Consider the following 21,193-nt stretch of genomic DNA (forward strand, 5'->3'; position numbering starts at 1 on the left):
GAGCAGTGAGAACGGCCCCTGACCTGGGTTGACGGTCGGGGGCCGCTCTCTTGCCCGGACGCTGGGACAGTTGCCGCGGCTATGGCAGCAGGTCATGTTCCATCTGGCACTCGTCGTCTCGCAGATGCAGACGTTGGAGGTCCTGCAAGGAGGAGACGGGGAACGGGTGCCGCATCCACTTCTTCCGATACCCCTCCTCCCCGTGCTGTCGCCAGACGGTCTGCGCCGCCTCCATCACCGCATGCCCAATCGCGCTGCGAGGCCGGGTGGTCAGCTTTCGGGGTCGTACATGATCTCGCGTACCTCCTGTGCGCACCGGCAGGCCTCGGCGATCCTCGCGGCCCATCTCAGCGCGTCCTCGCGGGAGGGGACCTCGAGGATCGAGAAGCCGCCGACGACCGCTTTGGTCTCGGGGAACGGTCCGTCCGTGACGGTGCCGTCGGTGGCCACGATGCTCGCCCGCTGACGCTCCAGTCCGGCGCCGAAGATCCAGACTCCCGCCTCCTTGGCCTCCTGGACCACACGGTGGGCCGCCTCGCCGACCGCCGGGAGGTCCTCCTCGGGGAAGTTCATCGATCCGTCGTCGAACGAGATCAGGTACCGCGCCATCGTGTTCGCCTCCTTGTTCAGCGACGCCTGTCCGCTTCGCCGCTGCTTTCAGTAAGACGGACCCCGCGTCGGGTTCTCATCGGTCGTCCCGCACCTCCCCCTTGCCTGTGTTGCGTGCCCGGCTGGTTTGATTCGGGCATGACGAATGAACGGCCGACGGCCGGGCGGGCACGGTCGCCCTGGGGGCGTCGCGGGATGCGGTTCGGCCTGGGGCTGCTCCCGCTGGGCGCCGCCGCAGTGGGGTCGCACCACTGGATGGGAGAGTCGTGGACCACGGTCACCTGCCTGGCCGTGGGCCTGAACTGCATGGGAGTGGTCGTACAGGAGATCGCGGAGCGCAGGGCCGACTGAGCGACGGGCGGGAGGGGAAAGCACCGCGTGACCCGTGATCTCCCATGTCGAGGAGTGCTGGTGCCCGCCCGAATGCATGCCATCGTCGCATCGAAGCGGGCCGGCTGCGGGTCGACGTCCAGGAGACGTATCCCTTGGCCGAGGCCGCCGAGGCCCACCGCGCGATCGAGGCCAAGCGCACCACCGACAAGATCGTCCTCGTGCCGTGAGCGAGAGCCGTGAGCGAACGGCGGGAACGATTCCGCCGCTGCGGCTGTCTTTGAGGACATGACAACCGAGCGTCCCCGTATCGCACTCCTGACCTGCGCCCTCGCGCTCGTACCGGCTCTGTTCCTCACCGCGTGCGACTCGGGAGGAGGGGGCGGCGCGGCCCCTGGGGGCTCCGAATCCGCGCCCGGGCGTTCGACGTCCGTGGGTGTCCAAGGGGAGAAGAGGCTTGCGGCGGCGGCCCGGGCCGGCCTCGCCGCGACCTCGGCCGACGCCCCGCTGGTGTCCGGCCTGGATCGTGTGTCGGACGGCTTCCAGGACGAGCTCGGCCTTCCCCGCGGCAGCGGTTACCGCGTCACCATGGCCTGCGCGGGCCGCGGAACCGTCCAGGTCGGGTTCGTACCGGCCCGCACGGCGCCCGCCCAACGGGTGACCTGCGACGGCGTACCGGTCTCCGCGCGCTTCGCGGTGCAGGCGGCCGGGACCAGGATCGACGTGCGGGGCGGCCAAGGGGCCACCGGGATGATCGCCTGGCGCGTCGACAAGGTGCGTCAGAGCTCGTAGTCCCGGGCCAGCTCCGTCCAGTCCAGCTCCCGCAGCTCCGCCGCCGCCTCGCACTCGTACGGGACCTGGGTCGTCGGCTGGAACCAGACGACCGTGAGCCCCGAGCGGTACAGGACCGGGTCGTGCGCGGGGTCGAGGGGGCCGGAGCGGAAGGAGCCGACGCAGGCCACCGGCGGCAGGATCTCCACCGGGCCGAAGGCTCCCGCGTACTGGTCGGGATACTCGCGCGGGGGCGCGACGAAGTGGATCGGGCCGGTGGGGAAGGCCCGTTCGGCGGTGTGCAGCAGGCTCTTGACGCGCATGTCGTTGACCGGCTTGCAGGGGTAGCCCTCGAGCAGGCCGCCGTACGTCGACGACAGCCGCAGCTCGGTGAGGTCGACGGAGCGGCCGGAAGTGAGGATCACGCGGGTCAGCGACATGATCCGCACTCTAGGGCGGTGGTGCATCGAGGTCCTTGTGTTTTCCGTGCCGCCCAGGAGTCCGGACGAGGTGGTTCCGCGTCGCCCAGAGCTCCGGACGAGGTGTTTCCTTGCCGCCCGGAAGAGGTCCGGACGAGCCGTTGTGTCAGGCCCGATGCCCCGTCATCCGGGCCGCCGAAGCGATCGTCGCGCGGGCCTCCCGTTCGGACAGGCCGGTGTCGAGTGCCGCGTCGACCAGGGGGGCGACGAGGGCGGGGCCGATGCCGTTCTCGTAGGCGCGGCAGGCGGCCCAGAACAGGCGGGTGTTGCGCTGGCCCTCGTGGGCGGCGAGGACGAACTGGACCAGGCCCTGGCCGTGGTCGCCGGCCGAGGGGTGGGTCGCGGGGTGGGTGGGGCGCGGAGGCGGCAGGAGCAGCCGCAGCAGGGCCGGCGGGCAGGCGGCCGGGGCGAGGTGGGCGGTGCCGGGAGCGGCGGTGTAGACGCCGTGGTCGGTGCGGGAGCCGGGGCCGACGAGGTAGCCGCCGGCACCACGGATGTCGATGCCGGGGGCCAGACGGCCGGCGGAGTTGGGGACGGCGGTGTCGGGCGGCCCGGTCAGCCAGAGGTGGCGGCCGCCGCTGGGGGTGAGCACGACGACGGTGTCGGGGATCGTGAAGAGGTGACGCAGGGCCAGTTCGCGCAGGGCCGCCGAGGAGTCGGTGCCGGACTTGGTGTCGAGGTCGATGCCGATCAGGTGGTGGGGCGGCAGGCCGCAGGCGATGCCGTAGCCCGTCGCCCAGGGGGCCGCGGCGAACAGTTCGCGGATGCGCGCCGGGTCGGCCGAGGCGTCGTACACCCCGTGGCCGAGGCGGCCGCACTCGCCGTGGCACTGCCTGGGGTCGGGGTCGTCGCGGTGGGAGGAACGCAGGGCCGGAAGCTTCGTGCGGGACAGGGGGATGACGGCCAGTCCGCGCTCGGCGGCTGACAGGGCGTGTGCGAGGGCCAGCGTCGTGGCCTGCCGGTCGGTGGTGGCCATGCCTCTATGTTCGTACGTACGTTCGAAAAAAGGAAGGGGAGTCGGCCTCGACGCGCCGAAGGGCGGGGAACTGGCCGGAAATCTGCCGTAACGCTTCGCCCCTTGTGCGCCATGGATTCGAGTCGCCCGTATCGCCCCGCTCCGGGAAGCGAAGCAGCGAAGGGGGTTTATCGACTTGTCGTAGCACTTGAGTGGGAATCAGTGCTTCCGGGGTGGTTCGCCAGGGATTCGGTGGGCAACTCTGGTCTCGCGACGTCGTGCACAACCGCCGGGGTGGTCGGCCAACTCCCCTGGCAGCAGCCGTACTTGACGTACCTGACGTACTTCCGGCAAGGAAGCCGGGTTCTGGAGGAAGAACATGGCAAGCATCCGTACCGCCCGCGTCATCGCCGGCGTCTCCGCCCTTCCGCTGGCGGCCGCGCTGTTCGCGGGCGTCGCGGCGGCGGACAACGGCGCCTTCGCGGACGACGGATCGAACGCGGGCGTGGCGAGCGTCGTCGGCAGCGGCGTCGGCCACGACAACCACGGCAACTCGTCCACCACGCAGCAGAACGCGGTCGGCTCCGGCGCCTCGAACCAGAGCAACACCGCGCAGGTCAAGGGCTCCGCGTTCACGGCCATCCAGCAGGGGAACGAGAACGTCGCGATCCGCTTCGGCCACCTGTGGTGAGCCGGCGGCCCTGACCCGGGGGGAGGGTCCGGTGGTGTGCTCACGTGGGGGGAACATGTCTGTGCGGCGGTGCTTCGGCGCCGCCGCGCAGGCGTTTCCGTATGCGGGGAAGCAACCTTGACGCCGCACCGGATCGGCAACCTTGACGCCCCACCGGATCGGCAACCTTGACACCACATCAGATCTGACGGACAGTCAGAAACCTCTCAGGCAGCGAGGGGACGACAGTGGGCGAGGACGAGCTGGGCGCACGGCTGAAGGCCTACGAGGGACGGGCCGCCACCGTCGCCGGTACGGGCAAGGACCCCGTCAACCTGCCCATGATCCGGCACTGGTGCGAGGCGATGGGCGACACGAACCCCGCGTACACGGGCCCGGACGCCGTGGCCCCGCCCACCATGCTCCAGGCCTGGATCATGGGCGGCCTCTCCGGCCACGGCGGTCACTCGAAGGCGTACGACGAGCTGTCCGCCACGCTCGACGAGGCGGGCTGCACCTCGATCGTCGCCACCGACTGCGAGCAGGAGTACCTGCGTCCCCTGCGCCCCGGCGACGAGGTCACCTTCGACTCGGTGATCGAGTCGGTGTCGGACCGGAAGACGACCAAGCTGGGCACGGGGTACTTCGTCACGACGCGCACGAACGTCCACGTGGGTCCCGACCTGGTCGGCACCCACCGCTTCCGCGTCCTCAAGTACGCCCCCGCGCCGCGCCCCCGCAAGCCGCCTCCCCGCCCCCGCCCGGTCGTCAACCGCGACAACGCCGGCTTCTGGGCAGGCGTCGCCGAACACCGCCTGCTCATCCAGCGCTGCACCGGCTGCGGCACACTCCGCTTCCCCTGGCTGCCCGGCTGCAACCACTGCGGCTGCCCGGACTGGGACACGGTCGAGGCGAGCGGCGAGGGGACGATCTACTCCTACGTCGTCATGCACCACCCGCCCTTCCCGGCCTTCGATCCCCCGTACGCCGTCGCCCTCGTCGAACTCGCCGAAGGCGTCCGCATGATCAGCAACGTCGTGGGACCGCCCTGCGACAAGGTGCGCACGGGCCTGCCGGTCCGGCTCGAATTCCACTCCTACGACGACGAGTTGACGCTGCCCGTCTTCCGCGCCCTGGAGGAGCCCGTATGAGGGAGCAGGACCGATGAGGGAGCGGCGACCGATGAGGCAGGACGTCCGATGGCGCACCGGTGACGAGCTCCCGCCGCTGGAGATCCCCGTCACCCGCACCCTGATCGTGGCCGGCGCCATCGCCTCCCGCGACTACCAGGACGTGCACCACGACCCCGAACTGGCCCGGCGGAAGGGCTCCCCGGACATCTTCATGAACATCCTGACCACCAACGGCCTGGTCGGCCGCTACATCACCGACCACTTCGGCCCGACGGCCGTGCTCCGCAGGGTCGCCATCCGGCTCGGCGCACCCAACCACCCCGGCGACACCATGGTGCTGAGGGGGACGGTCGAGCGGGTCGACGGCGACACGGCGACGGTCCGCGTGGTCGGCGCCAACGGCATCGGCGACCACGTCACGGGCACGGTGACGGTCACCGTGCCGCCCCAGGCGCCGTCGGGGGGTGCCGCATGAGCGTGCGCACCCGCGACACCCTCGGCGGCCGCGCGGCGATCGTCGGCATCGGGGCCACGGCGTTCTCCAAGGACTCGGGGCGCAGTGAGCTGCGGCTGGCCGTGGAGGCGGTGCGGGCCGCGCTGGACGACGCCGGGCTGAGCCCCGCCGACGTGGACGGCATGGTCACGTTCACGATGGACACCAGCCCGGAGATCACCGTCGCCCAGGCGGCCGGGATCGGCGAGCTGTCCTTCTTCTCCCGCGTCCACTACGGCGGCGGGGCGGCCTGCGCGACCGTCCAGCAGGCGGCGCTCGCCGTCGCCGCCGGCGTGGCGGAGGTGGTCGTCTGCTACCGGGCGTTCAACGAGCGCTCGGGCCGCAGGTTCGGCTCCGGGGTCCAGCACCGCGAACCGTCGGCTGAGGGCGCGGCGCTCGGCTGGGCGCTGCCGTTCGGGCTGCTCACCCCGGCGTCCTGGGTGGCGATGGCGGCCCAGCGCTATCTGCACGTGCACGGGCTGACGCCGGAGGCGTTCGGGCAGGTGGCCGTGGTCGACCGGAAGTACGCGGCGACAAATCCGGCGGCCTACTTCCACGGCCGCCCGATCACCCTCGCCGACCACGCCGCCTCGCGCTGGATCGTCGAGCCGCTCAGACTCCTGGACTGTTGTCAGGAGACCGACGGCGGCCAGGCCGTCGTCGTCACGTCGGTGGAGCGCGCCCGCGACCTGCCGAACCGGCCGGCGGTGATCGCGGCGGCCGCCCAGGGCGCGGGGCGCGGCCAGGAGCAGATGACGAGCTTCTACCGCGACGACCTGACCGGCCTGCCGGAGATGGGCGTGGTCGCGCGGCAGCTGTGGCGCACCTCCGGGCTGACGCCGGCCGACGTGGACGTGGCGATCCTGTACGACCACTTCACGCCGTTCGTCCTGATGCAGCTGGAGGAGTTCGGGTTCTGCGGGAGGGGTGAGGCGGCCGATTTCGTCGCCCGGGCGGTGTTGCCGATCAACACGCACGGGGGACAGCTCGGGGAGGCGTACCTCCACGGGATGAACGGGATAGCGGAGGGCGTACGGCAGGTGCGCGGGACGGCCGTGAACCGGGTGCCGGACGCGGGAAGGGTCCTGGTCACCGCGGGTACCGGCGTTCCGACGTCGGGCCTGGTCCTGACGGCGGACGGGTGAGTTCGGTACCGTCCCTCCGGCCTGCCCGCAGGGGTCATCCCGCAGTAGCCCCCACCCGCTCGTCCACCTTCAGGAGGTGGAGCCGGCCCCACCCCTACAACCTGAGGCGGACTCGGCTTCGGGACCTGCGGCCGATGAGCGGGAGGTGCACCCGCTCATAGCGTGGAGTCATGACCACACCCGTCTGCACCAGCGCTTCGACCGCCGCCGTCCCGGCGACGCAGACTCTGCCGTACCCGTCGTTCTCGTCGTACGTCAGGGCCCGGCAGCCGGTGCTGCTGCGCACCGCCCGGTCGCTCACCGCGAACCCGAGTGACGCGGAGGACCTGCTGCAGACCGCGCTCGCCAAGACCTACGTCGCCTGGGAGCGGATCGAGGACCACCGGGCGCTGGACGGCTATGTGCGCCGGGCCCTGGTGAACACGCGCACCTCGCAGTGGCGCAAGCGCAAGGTCGACGAGTTCGTGTGCGAGGAGCTGCCCGAGCCGGAGCCGGTGCCCGGCGGGGACGACCCTGCCGAGCAGCAGGCCCTGCACGACGCGATGTGGCGGGCGATCATGAAGCTCCCCGACCGGCAGCGTGCGATGGTCGTCCTCAGGTACTACGAGGACCTCAGCGAGGTCCAGACGGCCGAGGTGCTCGGGGTGTCGGTGGGGACGGTGAAGTCGGCGGTCTCGCGTGCGCTCGGCAAGCTCCGCGAGGACCCTGAGCTGGGCCTCGTGCGGTAGGGCGGGCATCCTCGATCCGTCGGTTTCCGCCACCGTGACCTGATCGATCACCGGCAGCTAGTGACATACCGCTTGGTATGTGCGCAGAATCAGCGCGAGCCCCTTACTACCGCGTAGGCAATGTCGCCCCGGGAGGACGCCGTGCTGAGCACCATGCAGGACGTACCGCTGCTGATCTCGAGGATCCTGACCCATGGGTCGCGGGTCCACGGCACCTCACAGGTGACCACATGGACCGGGGAGGGCGAACCGCACCGCCGTTCCTTCGCCGAGATCGGGGAGCGCACGGCGCAGCTGGCGCACGCCCTGCGCGACGAGCTCGGAGTGGCCGGCGACGACCGTGTGGCGACCCTCATGTGGAACAACGCCGAGCACGTCGAGGCGTACTTCGCGATCCCCTCCATGGGCGCGGTCCTGCACACCCTGAACCTCCGGCTGCCGCCCGAGCAGCTGGTCTGGATCGTCAACCACGCGGCCGACAAGGTCGTGATCGTCAACGGTTCCCTGCTGCCGCTGCTCGCGCCGCTGCTGGACAAGCTGCCGACGCTCGAGCACATCGTGGTCTCAGGTCCCGGTGACCGGTCCGTGCTCGCGGGCGCCCACGCCCGGGTGCACGAGTACGAGGAACTGATCGCGGACCGGCCGCGCACCTTCGACTGGCCCGAGCTCGACGAACGCACGGCCGCCTCCATGTGCTACACCTCCGGCACCACGGGCGACCCCAAGGGCGTGGTCTACAGCCACCGTTCCATCTACCTGCACTCGATGCAGGTCAACATGACCCAGTCGATGGGGCTGACCGACCAGGACATCTCCCTGGTCGTGGTCCCGCAGTTCCACGTGAACGCCTGGGGCCTGCCGCACGCGACCTTCATGACCGGCGTCAACATGCTGATGCCGGACCGCTTCCTGCAGCCCGCGCCCCTCGCCGAGATGATCGAGGGCGAGAAGCCGACCCACGCGGCCGCCGTCCCTACCATCTGGCAGGGGCTCCTCGCCGAGCTGACCGCCAAGCCGCGGGACGTCTCCTCCCTCGTCCAGGTCACCATCGGAGGCTCGGCCTGCCCGCCCTCCCTCATGAAGGCCTTCGACGAGCTGGGCATGCGGGTCTGCCACGCCTGGGGCATGACGGAGACCTCCCCGCTGGGCACGGTCGCCCGCCCGCCGGCCCACGCGGTCGGCACCGAGGAGGAGTTCGCCTACCGCCTCACCCAGGGCCGCTTCCCCGCCTCCGTCGAGGCCCGCCTCACCGGACCCGGCGGCGAACGCCTCCCCTGGGACGGCGAGTCGGCCGGCGAGCTGGAGGTCCGCGGCCCCTGGATCGCCGGCGCCTACTACAACGGCCCCGACGCCGAACCCCTGCGCCCCGCCGACAAGTTCAGCGAGGACGGCTGGCTGAAGACCGGCGACGTCGGCACCATCTCCGCCGACGGCTTCCTCACCCTCACCGACCGCGCCAAGGACGTCATCAAGTCCGGCGGCGAGTGGATCTCCTCCGTCGAGCTGGAGAACGCGCTGATGTCCCACCCGGACGTCACCGAGGCCGCGGTGGTCGCCGTACCGGACGAGAAGTGGGGCGAACGCCCGCTCGCCACGGTCGTGTTGAAGGAGGGCTCCACCGCCGACTTCGAGACCCTGCGCGCCTTCCTCGCATCCGACGCCTGCAAGATCGCCAAGTGGCAGCTCCCGGAGCGCTGGACGATCGTCGAGGCGGTGCCGAAGACGAGCGTGGGCAAGTTCGACAAGAAGGTGCTGCGCAGGCGGTACGCCGAGGGGGGCCTGGACATCACCCGCCTCTGACACGCCGAGGAGCGGACAGACGGACGCGTCGGGCGGGACTCCCGAGGAGCCCCGCCCGACGCGCACCTGCACCGCCGTCGAACCGTGGCGGTCACCGGCGTATGGCCGTCGTGGTCACCGGCGTACGGCGGTCGTGGTCACCGGCGTACGGCGGTCGTGGTCACCGGCGTACGGCCGTCGTGGTCCAGCCCAGCAGCAGCCACACCCCCGCCACCGCGCACACCCCGCCCCAGCCCCAGTGGCTGAAGGCGAGGCCCGCGAGGGCCGAGGCGGTGGCGCCGCCCGCGAAGCCCGCGACCACGTAGGCGCTGTTGGCGGTGGCCGGCGTGGACGTCGTCGTCAGGGCCAGGGTCTGGTTGGCGACGTGCGAGGCGACCAGGGCCGCGTGGATGGCGATCGCCGCCGCGAACAGCGCCACGAGCGCCTGCCCGCCCAGCCAGAAGAGGGGGACGGAGACGGCCGCGAGGAGATACGCGGACCGTACGACCCTGGCGGCGCCGAACCGGTCCACCAGTCCGCCCGCCAGGGGCGCCACCACGCTGGCCGCGAGCCCGAAGAGCCCGAAGAGGCCGGCAGTGGCGGTGGAGTAGCCGTAGGAACCGCCCGTCAGCAGCAGGGCGAGCGAGGTCCACAGGGCGCTCCAGGCACCGTACATCCCCGCCTGTCGGACGCAGGCGCGCCACAGGTCGGGCGAGCGGCGGACCACCGAGGGCATGGCCAGCAGCCCGGCGAACAGCGACCCCCGACGGTTGCGGCTCTCCGTGGGCAGGACGGCCGCGGTGGCCAGGCCCAGCACGGCCGTCAGCACCGCCGCGCCGACGAACACCGTCCGCCATCCGAAGGCCTGCCCGACCAGCCCGCCGAGCACCCGGGCCGCGACGATTCCGGTGAACAGGCCCGCGATGACGGCCGCGACATGGCGGGCGCGCCGGTCGGCGGGAGCGCGCTGGGCGACGAGCGGGACCAGGAGCTGCGGGACCACGGTGGCCGCTGAGGCGATCAGGACGGCCGCGGCGAGCGCGGTGGTCCCGGCGGCCGTGGCGCCGGCGATCAGGGCCGCCGTGGTGACGACCGACAGGACGGCCACCAGGCGGCGCCGGCTGACGCTGTCGCCGAGCGGGGCGAAGAAGAGCAGGCCGGCCGCGTAGCCGAACTGCGCGACCGAGGCGATCCAGGCCACCGCCGACGGGGTGGAACCGAAGTCGCGGGCGATGAGGGGAAGCAGCGGGGCCGCGAGGTAGATGTTGGCGGCCGTGACGGCGGTGCACAGGGCGATGAGGGGAAGCAGCAGGCGACCGGCCAGGCCGTCGGCGGGGCGTCGGGGGGCTGTGGTGCGGGCTCGGGCGGTGGTGGTGGACGACATGGGCGGACGGACTCCTTCGAGCCAGCTCTAGCAACTAACTGGTTGGTTGGAATGGAGAACAGTCTGGGACGCGGTTCGATTCCCTGTCAACCAAATGGTTGGTTACTTGCCCGCTACCCTGTCCTCATGGCAGCAGTGAGGGACCCCGAGGCCACCAGGGCCCGGATCTTCGAGGCGGCGGTCGCCGAGTTCGCCCGGCACGGCATCGCGGGCGCCCGCATCGACCGCATCGCGGCCGAGGCCAAGGCCAACAAGCAGCTGATCTACGCCTACTTCGGCAACAAGGCCGAGCTGTTCACGCAGGTGCTGGGGAAGGTCATGCTCGACCTGGCCGTCGCCGTCCCCGTCGACCCGGACGACGTCGAGGGCTGGATCGACCGCCTGATGGACTACCACGAGCAGCACCCCGAGGTGTTGCGCCTGCTCTTCTGGGAGGGCCTGGAGTACGGCGCCACCGCCGAACTCCCCGACGAGGCCGAACGCCAGGAGCACTACCGCCGCAAGGTCGCCACCCTGGAGGACGGCCAGGCGCGCGGCGTCGTCACCGACGCCATCCCGCCCCGCGACCTGCTGTTCCTGCTGATCGCCGTGGCCAACTGGGCCGCGGTCGTCCCGCAGATGAGGCGCATCCTGGTCGGCGCCGAGGCCACCGACCGCGACCGCCTGCGCGCCTCCGTGAAGGAGGCGGCGCGACGGATGGTCGCGAAGTGACCGCCGGCGGCGGCTAGTTGGTGCCGATCCGGGCCAGCAGGTCGACGATCCGGGCCTGCACCTCTTCACTGGTCGAACGCTCCGCGAGAAACAGCACCGTCTCCCCGGACGCCAGCCTGGGCAGGTCGGCCTGGTCGACGGCGGCGGTGTAGACGACGAGCGGGGTCCGGTTGAGCTGGCCGTTCGCGCGCAGCCAGTCGATGATCCCGGCCTGCCGGCGGTGCACCTGCATCAGGTCCATCACGACGAGGTTGGGCCTGAGCTGCCCGGCCAGCGTCACCGCGTCCGCGTCGCTCGCGGCCCGCGCGACCTGCATCCCGCGCCGCTCCAGCGTCGCGGTCAGGGCGAGCGCGATCTCGGCGTGCTCCTCGATGAGCAGCACCCGCGGCGGATGCTGCTCGCTGTCCCGGGGCGCGAGCGCCTTCAGCAGTACGGCGGGGTCGGCGCCGTAGGCCGCCTCGCGCGTCGCCTGCCCGAGCCCCGCGGTCACCATGACCGGCACCTCGGCGGCGACGGCCGCCTGCCGCAGCGACTGCAGCGCCGTCCGCGTGATCGGCCCGGTCAGCGGGTCCACGAACAGCGCGGCCGGGAAGGCGGCGATCTGCGCGTCGACCTCCTCGCGCGAGTGCACGATGACGGGCCGGTAGCCGCGGTCGCTGAGCGCCTGCTGGGTCGTCACGTCCGGCGCGGGCCACACCAGCAGCCGGCGCGGGTTGTCCAGCGGCTCCGGCGGCAGCTCGTCGTCCAGCGGCTGTGGCCGCGGCGGGTCGGCGACCTCGACGGCCCCGCCCGGCCCGTCCAGCGGCTCGGGCCCCTCGGCGGCGTTCTCGTCCGGCGCCCCTATGGCGTACGACCGTCCGGTGCCCTCGGTCGCCTGCGCGAGCCGGGACTGCCCGGCCAGGGAGGGCTGCGCGGCCTGCGGCTGCGCGAGGGCCTGCTCGGCCGCCGGGTGCGGCCGGGCCGCCTGCTCCGGCGCGCCCGCCGCGGCCGGGTCGGTCCGCGTCCCCAGCTTGCGGCGCCGGCCCGAACCCCCGGGGTTGTGCGGCGCTGGAGTCGCCGTCGGCTGCTGGACCTGCGCGGCCTGCCGGGTGAACGGCACCCCTTGCCCCAGCGTGCGCACGCTGATCGCCCGCCCCTGCGTCGAGTTGGGGTCGACGGGGACGGCCGCGTCGGCGGCGACGGGCTGGGCGACGGCACGCGCTCCTGGCGGCGCCTGCCCCATGCCGGTCGCACTGGCCGTGGCTTCGGCGGGCGGCTGGACACCGGGCGGCGTCGCGGGCTGCGCGGCCTGGGCGAGCTGCGGAGGCTGTGGGGGTACGGGGGTGGCGGCGCCGTTGGGCGGCACGGGCGCGGCGAGACCGGCGCCGGGGGGTGCCTCGGCCGGCAGGGGCTGGGCGGGGGTGCCGGGAGGCACGGGGGTGCCCGGCGGAACCGGCGTGGCTTGTGCGCCCGGCGCCGGGAAGGACGGGGTGGCGGCGACGGCCTGGGCGGGCGCGGGCTGCCCGGGTGCGAGCGGGGCCGCCGCGTTCGCCGTGTTCTGGGCGGAGACGCCCGGCGTCTGAGCGGCGGGAGCCGCCGGGACGGGAGCCGCCGGGACGGGAGCCGCCGGGACGGGGAGTGCCTGGGCGGCGCCGGGCTGGCCGGGGGCCACTGGTACCCCCTGTGCTGGTACCGGGTGACCGGGAAGGCTCTGGCCCTGGATCGGTTGGCCGGGAACTCCCTGTGCTGGTACTGGCTGACCGGGAAGGTTCTGGCCCTGGTGCGGTTGGCCGGGAACTCCCTGTGCTCGTACCGGGTGACCGGGAAGGCTCTGGCCCTGGATCGGTTGGCCGGGAACCCCCTGTGCCGGTACCGGCTGAGCGGGGACACCCTGGCCCTGGATCGGCTGGCCCGGCGCCATCTGCACGCCCCCCGGCAGCGCGCCCTGCGCGGGCACGGCAGCCGGCTGCTGGGCCACGGCCTGCTGGACCTGCGGCTGCTGACCGGGCGGAACGGCTTGGCCCGCGGGCACCGGCTGTCCCGGCTGACCCAGCTGTCCCGGCGGAACCGGCTGCATCGGCTGCATCGGCGGAACCGGCTGACCCGGTTGCATCGGCTGACCCGGCATCGGTCCGTCGGCCGTCGCCGGGCCGCTCTGCTCGGCGGCGGCCTCCTGCGTCGGCACCCCCTGCGCGGGCTGTGCCACGGCACGGCGACGGCGGCCCGTCGGAGCGTTCGTGGGATGCGGCTGGGGCGGGGTGTGGTCGCCGGACTGGTCGTGCGGCACGGCATCGTGCCGACCGTCGTCGATCAGTGCGTCACCTGGGACGTCCTGACCGCTCTGGCCGGGAAGCTGCGGCTGCGAGCCAGGACCCTGGACCTGAACCTGCGCCTGGCCGGGAACCTGTGCCTGGCCGGGAATCTGTGGCTGTGGCTGTGGCTGTCCCGGCGCCGGCGAGGCGGCCACCGCGCCGTCGGGCGTCCGGTCCGCCTCCGCCGGGGGCAGGGCGAACACCGTGCGGGGGCCGGCCTCCTGCGCCGCGGCCCGCTCGTTCGCGGCGGCCAGGGCACGCCGACGGCGCCCGGTCGGCTGGGCGTTCTCGCCGGGAACGAGCTCGCCGGACCCGTCGCCCGCAGCCGGTTCACCGGCCGGCGCGGGAGCCGCCGGCAGTGCCGCGGGCAACGCCTGCTGTGCCCCGCCGCCGTGCCGGGCGCGACGCCCGCCGGGGCCGGGAACGCCCTGCGGCGGAACGGTGCCGCCCAGACCCGTGTTCGCGGCGGCGGTTCCCGCGGCATGCTCGGCCGCCATCACGACGGCACCCTCGGCGACCCCGCCACCGGCCCCCTCGGCCGGCCGCCCGCGCCGCCGCCCGGTGCCGCCGGACACCTCCAGGGCACCCGAGGCCGCGGCGGCGGCCGACTCCTCCACGGCCCGCCGCCTGCGCCGCCCGGTGGGCACACCGGCCTCCGGGTCGGCGGCGGCGTCGCCGCTCTCGCCGGTGACCTCGCTGTCCAGGAACGCGTCGACGGAGGACCGCCGGGCCCGCCGCCGTCCGCCGCCGGAGGTGTCCTCCGCGCCGGGCGCCTCGACGGGGGCCTCGGCCGTGACGGCCCCGGCCCCACCTCCGATGGGCACCTCCAGCACGAAGGCGCTGCCGCTCATCCCCGGCACCTCGTGGGTCTGCAGCACACCGCCGTGGGCGCGCACGATGCCCCGCACGATCGGTTCGTGCACCGGGTCTCCCCCGGCGTACGGCCCGCGCACCTCGATCCGTACGACCTCGCCGCGCTGGGCCGCGGCGACGACGACGGTGTTGTCCATGTAACCGCCCGCGGAGACGGGCGCGTTGCCGGTCGCGTCCACTCCCGCGACGTCGGCGATGAGATGCGCGAGCGCGCCCGCGAGCCGCTGCGGGTCGACCTCGGCCTCGATGGGCGGCGCGTGCACGGCGAACTGCACGCGTCCGGGCCCGATCAGCTCGACGGCACCGTCGACACCGGCCGCGACGACGGCGTCGAGCATGACCTTCGTACGGGTGATCTGCTCACTGCCGGCGTCGAGGCGCTGGTATCCGAGGACGCTGTCGATGAGCGTCGTGATCCGTGAGTACCCGGCGGACAGGTGGTGCAGCACCTGGTTGGCCTCGGGCCACAGCTGCCCGGCGTCGTCGGCGGCGAGGGCGGCCAGCTCGCGCCGCAGTTCGTCCAGCGGCCCCCTGAGCGAGCCCCCCAGCAGGGTCAGCAGCTGCTCGTGCCGCCCGGCGAGAGCCTCGTACCGGTCCTTCTCCCGCTCGCCGAGCGCGGCGTACCGCTCCTCGCCGGCGGCGAGCTCCTCCTCGTGCTGCTCCTGCAGGTCCTCGAGTTCGTTGAGGTGCTTCTGCCGCAGGGCGGTGAGCTCCGAGGCGTGCTCCTCGTCGATCCGCTCCAGTTCCTCGGCGTGCCGCTTCTCCAGCGCGGCCTTCTCCTCCGCGAGGGAGTCGTAGGGCCGCCGGTCGGTGAAGGTCATCACGGCGCCGACGAGCTGGTCGCCGTCGCGCACGGGCGCGGTGGTGAGGTCGACGGAGACGGGGTCGCCGCTCTTGGCGAACAGCACCTGCCCGCGCACCCGGTGCTTGCGCCCGGAGCGCAGGGTGTCGGCGAGCGGGGACTCGTCGTACGGGAACGGGGACCCGTCGGCACGCGAGTGCAGGACGAGGGTGTGCAGCTCCTTGCCGCCGAGGTCGCTGGCCCGGTAGCCCAGTATCTGGGCGGCGGCCGGGTTGACGAGCACGATCCGCCCGTCGGTGTCCGTCCCCACGACGCCCTCGGCCGCGGCCCGCAGGATCATCTCGGTCTGCCGCTGCGACCGGGCCAGCTCGGCCTCGGTGTCCACGGTGCCGGTCAGGTCGCGCACGACGAGCATCAGCAGCTCGTCACCGCTGTAGCCGTAACCGTCGTACGCCTGCTGCCCGTTCTCCAGGTTGGCGCTGGTCACCTCGACGGGGAACTCGCTCCCGTCGGTCCGCCGGGCGATCATCCGGGTCGGCTTGGTCCGCCCGCGCGGGTCCATGTGATCGGGCCGCCGCATGGACCCGGGGATGAGCTTGGAGTCGAACTGCGGCAGCAGGTCCAGCAGCCCCCGCCCCACCAGAGCCGTCCCCGGGGCCTCGAAGGCCTCCAGGGCGATGGTGTTGGCGTTGACGACGGTCCCGTTGGCGTTGACCAGCACCAACGCATCGGGAAGCGCGTCGAGTATGGCTGCGAGGCGAGCAGCGCCTCGGGATGGCCTGCTGCTCACGAGACGCTTCCTCCCTGTTACCGCACCTTGCCGACCGCTCGGGCCATCTTGCCAACCGGCCCGCGGCGTGTCACGCGGGGGAGTCTACGGGCACCGGTTGCGCCCGCGGCGTCGGATGAGAGGGAGGTCGCACGAGGAAGTGAAGCAGAACATGTGACCGTATCTTCCGGCCCCCGGCCTGGCCTGGGCGACTTTACGAAGCCCCGGACTCCGCCCACGGACGGCCCTGGGGCCGCAGATCCGGCAGCAGCGGCACCATCCGGTCCCAGCGGGCGATCTCGCACCCGTCGCCGCGGCTGTACGTCGCGTCCACGGGCCGCCCCGCCCAGACGCCCGTGACGTGCGCGGTCGCGGGGCCGCCGTACTGCATGGTGCAGATGCTGCCCTGGGGTACGGGGGCGAAGGTCTCCCTGCCCCACCGGCTGCCGCGGTCGACGGCCGCACAGGCGCCGGCCGCGTCCGGGTGGTCCCCGGCGTCGGGGTGGCAGTACAGCCGGAAGGTCCCGTCCCTGCCGCCGCCCGCGTGCCGCACGGTGACGGTGAGGTGATCGGCGGGGCGGTCCTCGTCGTGTGCGGGAGGAGGAGTGAGGGCGAGCGGTCCGGCGCCGGCGTGCGCGACGGCGGGGGTGAGGGAGGAGACGGCGCCGAGTGCGCCGAGGGCGAGCACGAGCCGGGCGAGGGGCCGGCGGCGGGTACGGACGATGACCTGGGACATGACCTGACTAACGCGGAGAGCCGTACGACGTTGCGCACCCCGTCGCCCGCGCCGCCGCGCGCCGGGCAACCCCTTTGCTCTGCGACCCGACTGCCTAGTACCGTGGAGGCCGATTGGTGACAGCACGCTCGACTGTGTCATCATCTGCACGCACCACTCGCGCTCGCGCGAGCGGCTGTGCTGGAGGCGTCGCCTAGTCCGGTCTATGGCGCCGCACTGCTAATGCGGTTTGGGCCTTAAAGCCCATCGAGGGTTCAAATCCCTCCGCCTCCGCCCCTGATCACCAGTGATCACCGAAGCCCCGGTCCGACGGACCGGGGCTTCGTCGTTCCGCACCCCGTCCCACACCCCCACTTGAACGTGTTTTCGCAGCTCACAAGGGGTAGAGCAAACGGATTTCACATGGCGGCGGCAGTCATGTAATGTTCTTCCTGTCGCCGCGAGCGGGCCGAAAGGACCGGGACCGGCGAAAAACAAAACAAGCACTCGTAGCTTAACGGATAGAGCATCTGACTACGGATCAGAAGGTTGCAGGTTCGAATCCTGCCGAGTGCACAGCACGTCAGAGGCCCTGTGGAGTGATCCACAGGGCCTCTGTTCTATACCTTGACGGCAGTGGTTGACGGCAACCGGATTCGGGGGCCGATCAGACGGCTACCGGGACACCGGCCGCGCCGTCATCGTCGTCCGGGTCGTTGCCGTCACCCCTCAGTGCGTCGCCGACGCGGTCGAAGGCGGAACGCTGGGAGCCGAGCCGGACGAAGGTGTAGATGTCCATCGTCACTCGGATCGAGCTGTGGCCGAGGACTTCCATGATCATGCGGGCGTCGGCGCCCTGTTCGTGGAGGAGTGAGGCGCAGGTGTGCCGCAATCGTGGAAGCGGACCTTGCGGACGCCGGCGCGGGCGCAGAGGACCTCGAAGGAGCGGTTCAGGTTGCGCGGCTCGATCGGCGTCCCGTTCCTCGTTGTGAAGACCAAGCCGTGCCCCGTCCCCTTCCAGTTGTCGCCCGCGCTCTTCCGGTCCGCGATCTGCTGGGCAAGCTGAGCACGGAGCGCCGTCACGCACTCGGACGGCAGCGCCACCCGACGGGCCGAGCGCTGAGTCTTCGGCGCGACGATCAGCAGCTCACCGACTCACTCCCGGGAACGGCCGTCCGCGAGGTGAAGGAGGAAACGGGTCTGGACGTAGAGATCACCGGGCTCGTGGGCACATACACCGACCCTCGCCATGTCATCGCTTACTCGGACGGTGAGGTGCGCCGACAGTTCAACGTCTGCTTCACCGCCCGCATGGTCGGAGGTCAGCTTGCGATCTCGGACGAGTCCACGGAGTTGCGGTTTGTCCAGCCTGAAGAGATGGACCAACTGCCGATGCACCACACGCAGCGGCTCCGGATCCGTCACTTCCTGGAGCACCGTGAGCGGCCATATCTCGGCTGATCGAACTTTTAGGAGATAGAGGAGGGGAGCGGGTTTACACCAGGGAGATACCGAGTCTAAAGCCTTGGGCGATACTCTTTAGCTGGGGAACTCCTCTTGGTGCTTTGCGAGTTCGTCCTGATCTTCAATGTCACCCTCAATGGCCCCATCGCCACCCTCACTAGCGACACCGTCATCCCCGCCGAGATCCCCGTCATTCCTACCGGGGTCGTCCGCGAAAAGAATTCCGTCGAGAGTCTCCGGATGCTGTTGGAGCTGTCTTAGGCACCATGCGGCAGCCTGCTCCTCCGATTGCGGATTTGGGGAGTAAGTCGCAACAAGGCCGACCTTTCCGTCAACTTCCGCCTCGAACTGCCATCCCCACCATCCAGAGGACGATTCCTGCCCCAGGTCGCGCCCGGGTCGATATATAGTCACGGATGGCATGCCGATCTCCCAATAAAAGGCGAGGAGTAGTCGATACCGCTAGCGACGTTCACATTCTCACGGGCAGTAATTTTGCATTCATGCAGGGGCAACGGAACGAGTGAGCCATGACGGCTGCCTCCTAGTTATTTTCCCGCAAGCACGCCCTGATCCCTACGGTGAACCATCCCATCTGCCCATGGTCGTGGGCGCATCATTTTTGGGGCCGGTCAGTCAACCACCTACGGGACTACATTCAGAACGTAGCTGAACTCCTGTGGATGATGCTTTCCTCCGGCGGTACAGGCACTGTCAGCTGCTTGTGGCCAGAAGAACAGCACGGCGCATTTGTCGCACAAGCGCCAGTCATTTTGCTGGTTCTGTCTCGGAGGTATGTCAAAGAGGAGGATGTAGTCGTGGCCTCCTTGCTCTGTCAGGTGACCATGCCCACTTTGAGGGCATTCTCCCTTTTTGTTCCATCCGTTATAGAAAAGAGCCTTGCAGCTTGCGCACTTGCGCCAGTCCGATATTCGGCTGGGTCCGTCGACCCCGAGATAGGGGGCCCCGAGCTTCCAGCCCGCTGCTTCGTGCCCGCCATACGTTTTGACTTCAACGTCTCGTGTCTTCGCGCCAGCTACCGGACCGCGTCCCGCAGGCAGTTCGAGCGTTACGTCACTCGTCACATTCCCTGGGCAGTATCCCTCATCCCGGGAATTAAACAGAGTCTTGCACCTGCCGCACGTGCGCCAGTCGTTGTCGACCGGGTTTCCCGCGGCTTTCTCGCCGATCGCGAAGCGGGTGGCGACCCGTTTGTTTCCGGTAGCGATGATGCCTGCAGTCTCGTAGAAGTCGCTGTTTGCGCCTACGAGGTTGCAGTTGTACTCGTTGGTGCCAGCCCAAGGGACCTCCCAGCGGATGTGAAGCAAGGTGCCCTCATCATCCAGACTGTACTCGGTGATCACTTCTGTCCCGGTGAAAAGCGAAGCTTCGCCGCTCTGGGAACTGAAGGCGTCGGACGAAAAGGGACCAACAGCGTCCGCAGGGAGCTTCCCCCAGCCCCCATGCTTGAGCTCCTCATGTCCACGCCGCAAGGTGCGGCTCGTATTATTGTCTAGTTCGACCAGTGCCGAACGACTCGCGTCCTTTAGCATCGCGCCTGCGTCGTCAATCATGGCGCGCGTTGCTTTTACGTCCTTCGCCAGATCTTCGATAGAAGTCATCATCGGTCTCCGTTGCGACTTGAGCGACTTCGGTGAGGCAGGCCGCAATTCTTGCGGAAAGCAGGAAATAGATAGCGGGCCCTCAAATAACCCAGCATGAACCGGATTATTCGGAACTCGGCGACGATGAAGATGGAGCCACGGCCGGACAACTTCATCACCTTCATGGTAATGCGTTGTATCCAGGGTGTCCTGTCGGGCCATTAGGCTGCGGAGGAGGTGCCCCGCCCGGGTTGTTCCGTTGACAACACACAGGGAGGCGACGTGCGCGCTCTACAGCCACGACATACCCCTTCTCTGACGGCAATTGGCTGATTGCTGTGTGCGCGGCCCGGCCGGGGGCCGGGCCGCGCACACAGCGAGCCGCCTTGAACCTGTAGAGAAAGCTGTAACTCTCAGCCGGGCTGAGCCGGGCTGAGCCTGAAGTTCTGCGCACATTGCGAGTCGGCACTACTCGGTGCCACCGTTCAGCGCTGACGGCAATCCTGACGGCAACGACGGCACACAGAGGCCGTTGATCACGATGATCAGCGATCAGCCGGAAGGAAGGCGGAGCCCCCTCCCAACGGCCTGCCCGATCCTACGGATCAGAAGGTTGCAGGTTCGAATCCTGCCGAGTGCACACAGGCCGAAGCCCCCTCGGGATCATCCCGCAGGGGGCTTCGTCGTGCCGTGGGCCAGCCATGTGCGCCAGACGTGGCGGGTGTTGGGTGTCTCGGGTCGGTCGAGCAGCCGGAGCACGTAACCGGCGTGCAGTTGTGCCCACGGGTTGTCCGAGCGGTGGGCCCTGTCGAGTCTGTCGCGCAGGTCGTCTCCGTCCACGGCCCGAGCCACACGCACGTACTCACGGCCCTTGCAGTGGTAGGCACGCTGGACCACGAGGTCGACGAGATCGACGAGTCTGGCTTCCACCGCTTCGCTGTGGTCGGCGGCCGCCAGCTCCCGTATGAGTGCCTGCTTCGTCCCCCATGCCTTGGCGTGCCGTGTCCACTCCTGTGGATGACGGGCCTCCCACTCCAGGAAGAGCAGCGCGAAGGGGAGCCCCGGCCAGGTGCTGATACTCCCGAAAACGGGCCTGCACCACAGTGCTTCCGGCAGACAATGACTCAAGGCCTCGTCGTATGCCTCCCGGGCGGCCGTGAGCATCGGCTCCCGGTGCTGCTCCTCTTGCCCCAGACCCGCGGTCAGGCGCCAGGTCTCGTTGAGGTGGACGCGCGTCCTGCGGACCCTGGCGCGAGCGTCGTCCAGACGGACGAGAGCAGCGGCACGGTCGACGGCGTCGGGTGCCGTCAAGCCGTAGGCCCATCCCAGACGCTCGGCCCACGCGTGGCCGTCGTCGGAGTCCGGGCCCGTCACCTTCGTCATGTGCGAGATCATCCCCTGATCGGTGAGCGGGGTCGACCTCAATACCGTTGGCCGGCCGGCGGGGCCGTTCTGTATGTTGCGGCCATGACCGACAACCGAAGGGGC

The 21,193-nt window shown here is 70.8% G+C and carries 20 protein-coding genes and 2 tRNA genes; 13 read left to right on the plus strand and 9 right to left on the minus strand.

Annotated elements, in window-relative coordinates:
• Positions 1 to 270: 270 nt before the first annotated feature.
• Complete coding sequence (locus tag ACQF4J_RS23850) at positions 271 to 609, minus strand: YciI family protein (RefSeq protein ID WP_427166774.1); 339 nt, start codon at positions 607 to 609, stop codon at positions 271 to 273.
• Positions 610 to 747: 138 nt separating this feature from the next.
• Between ACQF4J_RS23850 and ACQF4J_RS23855 the strand changes: the two genes are divergently transcribed.
• Genes ACQF4J_RS23855 through ACQF4J_RS23865 form a run of 3 tightly spaced genes read left to right on the plus strand, consistent with a single transcriptional unit; the run spans position 748 to position 1,731 of the window.
• On the plus strand, positions 748 to 960 hold the full coding sequence (locus ACQF4J_RS23855; RefSeq protein ID WP_351563432.1) for a hypothetical protein: 213 nt from the start codon (positions 748 to 750) through the stop codon (positions 958 to 960).
• Positions 961 to 1,004: 44 nt separating this feature from the next.
• A complete protein-coding gene (locus tag ACQF4J_RS23860) occupies positions 1,005 to 1,169 on the plus strand; it encodes a zinc-binding dehydrogenase (RefSeq protein WP_427166775.1) in 165 nt (54 codons plus the stop codon).
• A gap of 58 nt (positions 1,170 to 1,227) precedes the next feature.
• On the plus strand, positions 1,228 to 1,731 hold the full coding sequence (locus ACQF4J_RS23865) for a hypothetical protein (RefSeq protein WP_427166776.1): 504 nt from the start codon (positions 1,228 to 1,230) through the stop codon (positions 1,729 to 1,731).
• On the opposite strand, the gene ACQF4J_RS23870 is transcribed toward ACQF4J_RS23865, so the two are convergent.
• Together ACQF4J_RS23870 and ACQF4J_RS23875 are read right to left on the minus strand one after the other, a co-directional pair.
• Positions 1,719 to 2,177, minus strand: coding sequence for a hypothetical protein (locus ACQF4J_RS23870; RefSeq protein ID WP_351563438.1), 459 nt, complete (start codon positions 2,175 to 2,177; stop codon positions 1,719 to 1,721). The two genes, ACQF4J_RS23865 and ACQF4J_RS23870, sit on opposite strands and share 13 nt — an antisense overlap.
• Before the next feature lie 118 nt (positions 2,178 to 2,295).
• Positions 2,296 to 3,165 (minus strand): bifunctional DNA primase/polymerase, encoded by an 870-nt coding sequence (locus ACQF4J_RS23875; protein ID WP_427166777.1) that lies wholly within the window; start codon positions 3,163 to 3,165, stop codon positions 2,296 to 2,298.
• Positions 3,166 to 3,523: 358 nt separating this feature from the next.
• On the opposite strand from ACQF4J_RS23875, the gene ACQF4J_RS23880 reads away from it, so the two are divergent.
• The 6 genes from ACQF4J_RS23880 to ACQF4J_RS23905 all read left to right on the plus strand — a co-directional run bounded on the left by ACQF4J_RS23880 (position 3,524) and on the right by ACQF4J_RS23905 (position 9,113).
• Entirely contained in the window at positions 3,524 to 3,835 is a 312-nt protein-coding gene (locus ACQF4J_RS23880) for a hypothetical protein (RefSeq protein WP_351563442.1), read from the plus strand.
• Between the two features lie 227 nt (positions 3,836 to 4,062).
• Entirely contained in the window at positions 4,063 to 4,965 is a 903-nt protein-coding gene (locus ACQF4J_RS23885) for a bifunctional MaoC family dehydratase N-terminal/OB-fold nucleic acid binding domain-containing protein (protein WP_427166778.1), read from the plus strand.
• Between the two features lie 31 nt (positions 4,966 to 4,996).
• Positions 4,997 to 5,422 (plus strand): MaoC family dehydratase, encoded by a 426-nt coding sequence (locus ACQF4J_RS23890; RefSeq protein WP_427166779.1) that lies wholly within the window; start codon positions 4,997 to 4,999, stop codon positions 5,420 to 5,422.
• Positions 5,419 to 6,585: a lipid-transfer protein gene (locus tag ACQF4J_RS23895; RefSeq protein WP_427166780.1), complete on the plus strand. Its 1,167-nt coding sequence runs from the start codon at positions 5,419 to 5,421 to the stop codon at positions 6,583 to 6,585. Before ACQF4J_RS23890 ends, ACQF4J_RS23895 begins: the two co-directional genes overlap by 4 nt.
• 170 nt (positions 6,586 to 6,755) lie before the next feature.
• Positions 6,756 to 7,313 (plus strand): SigE family RNA polymerase sigma factor, encoded by a 558-nt coding sequence (locus tag ACQF4J_RS23900; RefSeq protein ID WP_351563450.1) that lies wholly within the window; start codon positions 6,756 to 6,758, stop codon positions 7,311 to 7,313.
• A gap of 120 nt (positions 7,314 to 7,433) precedes the next feature.
• Positions 7,434 to 9,113: a long-chain fatty acid--CoA ligase gene (locus ACQF4J_RS23905; protein WP_351563452.1), complete on the plus strand. Its 1,680-nt coding sequence runs from the start codon at positions 7,434 to 7,436 to the stop codon at positions 9,111 to 9,113.
• Positions 9,114 to 9,273: 160 nt separating this feature from the next.
• Here ACQF4J_RS23905 and ACQF4J_RS23910 read toward each other — a convergent pair whose 3' ends face one another.
• Entirely contained in the window at positions 9,274 to 10,476 is a 1,203-nt protein-coding gene (locus ACQF4J_RS23910) for an MFS transporter (RefSeq protein WP_351563454.1), read from the minus strand.
• Positions 10,477 to 10,602: 126 nt separating this feature from the next.
• On the opposite strand from ACQF4J_RS23910, the gene ACQF4J_RS23915 reads away from it, so the two are divergent.
• Positions 10,603 to 11,187: a TetR family transcriptional regulator gene (locus ACQF4J_RS23915; protein ID WP_351563456.1), complete on the plus strand. Its 585-nt coding sequence runs from the start codon at positions 10,603 to 10,605 to the stop codon at positions 11,185 to 11,187.
• A gap of 13 nt (positions 11,188 to 11,200) precedes the next feature.
• On the opposite strand, the gene ACQF4J_RS23920 is transcribed toward ACQF4J_RS23915, so the two are convergent.
• Together ACQF4J_RS23920 and ACQF4J_RS23925 are read right to left on the minus strand one after the other, a co-directional pair.
• A complete protein-coding gene (locus ACQF4J_RS23920; protein ID WP_427166781.1) occupies positions 11,201 to 15,943 on the minus strand; it encodes a PAS domain-containing protein in 4,743 nt (1,580 codons plus the stop codon).
• Between the two features lie 193 nt (positions 15,944 to 16,136).
• Entirely contained in the window at positions 16,137 to 16,658 is a 522-nt protein-coding gene (locus tag ACQF4J_RS23925) for an SSI family serine proteinase inhibitor (protein WP_351563460.1), read from the minus strand.
• Between the two features lie 182 nt (positions 16,659 to 16,840).
• On the opposite strand from ACQF4J_RS23925, the gene ACQF4J_RS23930 reads away from it, so the two are divergent.
• Together ACQF4J_RS23930 and ACQF4J_RS23935 are read left to right on the plus strand one after the other, a co-directional pair.
• A tRNA-Ser gene (locus ACQF4J_RS23930) sits at positions 16,841 to 16,931 on the plus strand.
• Positions 16,932 to 17,140: 209 nt separating this feature from the next.
• Positions 17,141 to 17,213 (plus strand) — tRNA-Arg (locus ACQF4J_RS23935).
• Between the two features lie 91 nt (positions 17,214 to 17,304).
• On the opposite strand, the gene ACQF4J_RS23940 is transcribed toward ACQF4J_RS23935, so the two are convergent.
• Entirely contained in the window at positions 17,305 to 17,529 is a 225-nt protein-coding gene (locus ACQF4J_RS23940) for a tyrosine-type recombinase/integrase (RefSeq protein ID WP_351802190.1), read from the minus strand.
• A gap of 2 nt (positions 17,530 to 17,531) precedes the next feature.
• Here ACQF4J_RS23940 and ACQF4J_RS23945 point away from each other — a divergent pair, with 2 nt between their 5' ends.
• A complete protein-coding gene (locus ACQF4J_RS23945) occupies positions 17,532 to 18,098 on the plus strand; it encodes an NUDIX hydrolase (RefSeq protein WP_427166782.1) in 567 nt (188 codons plus the stop codon).
• A gap of 647 nt (positions 18,099 to 18,745) precedes the next feature.
• Here the strand turns inward: ACQF4J_RS23945 and ACQF4J_RS23950 are convergent.
• The gene (locus ACQF4J_RS23950; protein WP_351802188.1) at positions 18,746 to 19,726 is read right to left on the minus strand and encodes a hypothetical protein; all 981 of its coding nucleotides are present in this window, start codon (positions 19,724 to 19,726) and stop codon (positions 18,746 to 18,748) included.
• A 642-nt stretch (positions 19,727 to 20,368) separates the two neighbouring features.
• A complete protein-coding gene (locus ACQF4J_RS23955) occupies positions 20,369 to 21,088 on the minus strand; it encodes a hypothetical protein (RefSeq protein WP_427166783.1) in 720 nt (239 codons plus the stop codon).
• Between the last annotated feature and the right edge of the window lie 105 nt (positions 21,089 to 21,193).

Source organism: Streptomyces sp. C1-1, assembly GCF_050214755.1.
Lineage (GTDB): Bacteria > Actinomycetota > Actinomycetes > Streptomycetales > Streptomycetaceae > Streptomyces.

Bases quoted from the DNA above. Each gene is read 5' to 3' on its own strand.
- ACQF4J_RS23850 (WP_427166774.1), bottom strand. From the start codon at position 609: ATGGCGCGGTACCTGATCTCGTTCGACGACGGATCGATGAACTTCCCC.
- ACQF4J_RS23855 (WP_351563432.1), top strand. From the start codon at position 748: ATGACGAATGAACGGCCGACGGCCGGGCGGGCACGGTCGCCCTGGGGG.
- ACQF4J_RS23860 (WP_427166775.1), top strand. From the start codon at position 1,005: ATGTCGAGGAGTGCTGGTGCCCGCCCGAATGCATGCCATCGTCGCATC.
- ACQF4J_RS23865 (WP_427166776.1), top strand. From the start codon at position 1,228: ATGACAACCGAGCGTCCCCGTATCGCACTCCTGACCTGCGCCCTCGCG.
- ACQF4J_RS23870 (WP_351563438.1), bottom strand. From the start codon at position 2,177: ATGCACCACCGCCCTAGAGTGCGGATCATGTCGCTGACCCGCGTGATC.
- ACQF4J_RS23875 (WP_427166777.1), bottom strand. From the start codon at position 3,165: ATGGCCACCACCGACCGGCAGGCCACGACGCTGGCCCTCGCACACGCC.
- ACQF4J_RS23880 (WP_351563442.1), top strand. From the start codon at position 3,524: ATGGCAAGCATCCGTACCGCCCGCGTCATCGCCGGCGTCTCCGCCCTT.
- ACQF4J_RS23890 (WP_427166779.1), top strand. From the start codon at position 4,997: ATGAGGCAGGACGTCCGATGGCGCACCGGTGACGAGCTCCCGCCGCTG.
- ACQF4J_RS23895 (WP_427166780.1), top strand. From the start codon at position 5,419: ATGAGCGTGCGCACCCGCGACACCCTCGGCGGCCGCGCGGCGATCGTC.
- ACQF4J_RS23900 (WP_351563450.1), top strand. From the start codon at position 6,756: ATGACCACACCCGTCTGCACCAGCGCTTCGACCGCCGCCGTCCCGGCG.
- ACQF4J_RS23905 (WP_351563452.1), top strand. From the start codon at position 7,434: ATGTCGCCCCGGGAGGACGCCGTGCTGAGCACCATGCAGGACGTACCG.
- ACQF4J_RS23910 (WP_351563454.1), bottom strand. From the start codon at position 10,476: ATGTCGTCCACCACCACCGCCCGAGCCCGCACCACAGCCCCCCGACGC.
- ACQF4J_RS23915 (WP_351563456.1), top strand. From the start codon at position 10,603: ATGGCAGCAGTGAGGGACCCCGAGGCCACCAGGGCCCGGATCTTCGAG.
- ACQF4J_RS23925 (WP_351563460.1), bottom strand. From the start codon at position 16,658: ATGTCCCAGGTCATCGTCCGTACCCGCCGCCGGCCCCTCGCCCGGCTC.
- ACQF4J_RS23950 (WP_351802188.1), bottom strand. From the start codon at position 19,726: ATGATGACTTCTATCGAAGATCTGGCGAAGGACGTAAAAGCAACGCGC.
- ACQF4J_RS23955 (WP_427166783.1), bottom strand. From the start codon at position 21,088: ATGACGAAGGTGACGGGCCCGGACTCCGACGACGGCCACGCGTGGGCC.